We start from the raw sequence: 3,207 nt of genomic DNA, 5'->3' as shown, positions 1-3,207 counted from the left end.
CGACGGCCCGCGTCCCTTCCTCGCCCGCCACGCCGAGCGCCACCCCGGCCAGCACCGCCGCCCAGATCGCCCCGCCGACCAGCAGCAGCACCTTCCGTGACGCCCCCGTCGGCGCGGCGTCTTCGGGCTCGACCGGCCCCCGGTACAGCCGAGCCGCCGGCGGAAGCTCCCCGAAACCACCCATATCCCCGACCTCTCACCCTGTGATTCTCGACTGACGCACCGTCAGACGGCCAGGTGGAAGCCCGAGTTCGCCCCCGTCCAAAAGATCTACCAAGCCCCCGCCCGGCGGCTTCCCCAGCCTTAACTTGTACTCTTCATTATCTTGTATGAGTCGTGTTTATGGGAGTAGGTTGGCCGCATGACCGCATCGGAGCGTGGGACCGTCGCTGAAGAGCTGCGCGGCGCCGGGCTACGGGTGACGGCCGCCCGGGTGGCACTGCTGGACGTCGTGCGCGGCGGCGGCCACCTGGGGGTCGACGCGATCGCGACGGGAGTCCGCGAACGGGTCGGTCATATCTCCGTCCAGGCCGTCTACGAGGCGTTGCACGCGCTCACCGCGGCGGGCCTGCTGCGCCGGATCCAGCCTTCGGGCAGCGCCGCTCTGTATGAGGGGCGCGTCGGGGACAACCACCACCATGTCGTCTGCAGATCCTGCGGCGCGGTGGAGGACGTCGATTGCGCGGTCGGCGAAGCCCCCTGCCTCACCGCCTCCGACGATCAGGGTTTCTCGATCGGCGAGGCCGAAGTCATCTACTGGGGCCTGTGCCCCGGCTGCTCCACCACCCGTTCCTGAGCACGAGATCCGACAAGTCCGGAAGGATTTCCCATGGCCGAGAACAACGACGCGATCATCGATTCGGAAACCCCCGCCCCCTCCTCCGGCGGCTGCCCGGTCGACCACGGCCGCATCCCCCACCCGACGCAGGGCGGCGACGCCACCGCCTGGTGGCCGGAGAAGCTCAACCTCAAGATCCTCGCCAAGAACCCGGTCGTCGCGAACCCCCTCGGCGCCGACTTCGACTACGCCGCGGCCTTCAACGACCTCGACCTCGCCGCCGTCAAGCAGGACCTGGCCGCCGTCATGACGGACTCCAAGGACTGGTGGCCCGCGGACTTCGGCCACTACGGCCCGTTCATGATCCGGATGGCGTGGCACAGCGCCGGCACCTACCGGATCAGCGACGGCCGTGGCGGCGGCGGCACCGGCCAGCAGCGGTTCGCCCCCCTCAACAGCTGGCCCGACAACGCCAACCTCGACAAGGCACGCCGCCTGCTCTGGCCCGTCAAGCAGAAGTACGGCCAGGCGCTGTCCTGGGCCGACCTGATGATCCTCGCCGGGAACGTCGCGCTCGAGACCATGGGCTTCACGACGTTCGGCTTCGCCGGCGGCCGCGCCGACGTGTGGGAGCCCGACGAGGACGTCTACTGGGGCCCTGAGCGGACCTGGCTCGGCGACGAGCGGCACAGCGCCGACCACGAACTGGAGAAGCCGCTCGCCGCCGTCCAGATGGGGCTGATCTACGTCAACCCGGAGGGTCCGGGCGGCGTCCCCGACCCGCTCGCCGCGGCCCGCGACATCCGCGAGACCTTCGGCCGGATGGCGATGAACGACGAGGAGACCGCCGCGCTGATCGCCGGCGGCCACACCTTCGGCAAGTCGCACGGCGCGGGCCCCGCCGACCATGTCGGCGACAACCCCGAGGCAGCGCCGCTGGAGGCGCAGGGCCTGGGCTGGAAGAGCACCTACGGCACCGGTTCCGGCGCCGACGCGATCACCAGCGGGCTCGAAGGAGTCTGGACCAACACCCCCGTGAGCTGGGACAACTCCTTCCTGGAGATCCTCTACGGCTCTGAGTGGGAGCTGTTCAAGAGCCCGGCGGGCGCCCACCAGTGGCGGCCGAAGGACGGCGCGGGCGACGGCACCGTCCCCGACGCGTTCGACCCGTCGAAGCGGCTCGCCCCGACCATGCTGACCACGGACCTCGCCCTCCGGTTCGACCCGGTCTACGAGCAGATCACCCGCCGCTGGCTGGCGCACCCGCACGAGTTCGCCGACGCGTTCGCGCGCGCCTGGTTCAAGCTCACCCACCGCGACCTGGGCCCCGTCAGCCGCTACCTCGGCCCCGAGGTGCCGTCCGAGGTGCTGCTCTGGCAGGACCCGCTGCCCGCCCGCGACCACGAGCTCGTCGACGACACCGACCTCGCGTCGCTCAAGGTGCAGATCCTCGAGTCGGGCCTGCCGGTCTCCGACCTGGTCGCGGCGGCATGGGCGGCGGCTTCGTCGTTCCGCGGCAGCGACAAGCGCGGCGGCGCGAACGGCGGACGGATCCGGCTGGAGCCGCAGCGCGGCTGGGAGGCCAACGATCCCGACCGGCTCGCGAACGTCCTGCGCACGCTGGAAGGCATCCAGTCGGCGTTCAACTCCGCGAACCCCGGCAAGCGGGTTTCGCTGGCCGACCTCGTCGTCCTGGCGGGCGGGACGGCGATCGAGCGGGTGTCGGGCGTCGCGGTGCCGTTCACGCCGGGCCGCGTCGACTCCTCGCAGGAGCAGACGGACGTCGAGTCGTTCGCCGCGCTGGAGCCGCAGGCCGACGGCTTCCGCAACTACCTCGGCAAGGGTGCCCGGCTGCCCGCCGAGTACCTTCTGGTCGACCGCGCGAACCTGCTGACCTTGAGCGCTCCGGAGATGACGGTGCTGGTCGGCGGGCTGCGGGTGCTGGGCGCCAACACCGGCGGCTCCGCGCACGGAGTGTTCACCGACCGTCCCGGCACCCTGTCCAACGACTTCTTCGTCAATCTGCTCGACCAGGACGTCACCTGGTCGGCGTCGACCCCGGATTCGACCCTCTTCGAGGGCCGTGACTCCGCCGGCGCCGTCAAGTGGACGGGCACCCGCGCCGACCTGGTGTTCGGTTCGAACTCCGAGCTCCGCGCCCTCGCCGAGGTCTACGCCTCCGCCGACGCCTCCGCCAAGTTCACCACCGACTTCGTCGCCGCCTGGACCAAGGTCATGAACCTCGACCGCTTCGACCTCCGAGACAACCGCTGACACTCCCGTCTTAACACAACGGCTCGCACCCGCCGCACGGCTCAAGGCCGAGCGGGGGTGCGAGCCGTTGTGGCTTCGGTGGGTCAGGCGGCGCCGGCGGGGCGTTGGACGCGGCCGCGGCGGGGCTTCGGGGGGCGCTGGGCGTCGGTGGCCGG

3 protein-coding genes are annotated in these 3,207 nt (G+C 71.1%); 2 read left to right on the top strand and 1 reads right to left on the bottom strand.

Annotated features, from left to right (window positions below; translation table 11 throughout):
* On the bottom strand, nucleotides 1-184 hold a 184-nt coding region (locus ACYVE7_RS31725; protein ID WP_460369965.1), incomplete at its 3' end, for a hypothetical protein.
* Between the two features lie 177 nt (nucleotides 185-361).
* On the opposite strand from ACYVE7_RS31725, the gene ACYVE7_RS31720 reads away from it, so the two are divergent.
* Nucleotides 362-796, top strand: a complete 435-nt coding sequence (locus ACYVE7_RS31720; protein WP_460369963.1) for a Fur family transcriptional regulator — start codon at nucleotides 362-364, stop codon at nucleotides 794-796.
* A 33-nt stretch (nucleotides 797-829) separates the two neighbouring features.
* A complete protein-coding gene (gene katG / locus ACYVE7_RS31715; RefSeq protein ID WP_460369961.1) occupies nucleotides 830-3,052 on the top strand; it encodes a catalase/peroxidase HPI in 2,223 nt (740 codons plus the stop codon).
* Nucleotides 3,053-3,207: the final 155 nt, after the last annotated feature.

It is taken from the genome of Actinocorallia lasiicapitis (assembly GCF_054778695.1).
Note: the sequence above shows the minus strand (reverse complement) of the source record. Positions and strands in the feature narration are given on the sequence as shown.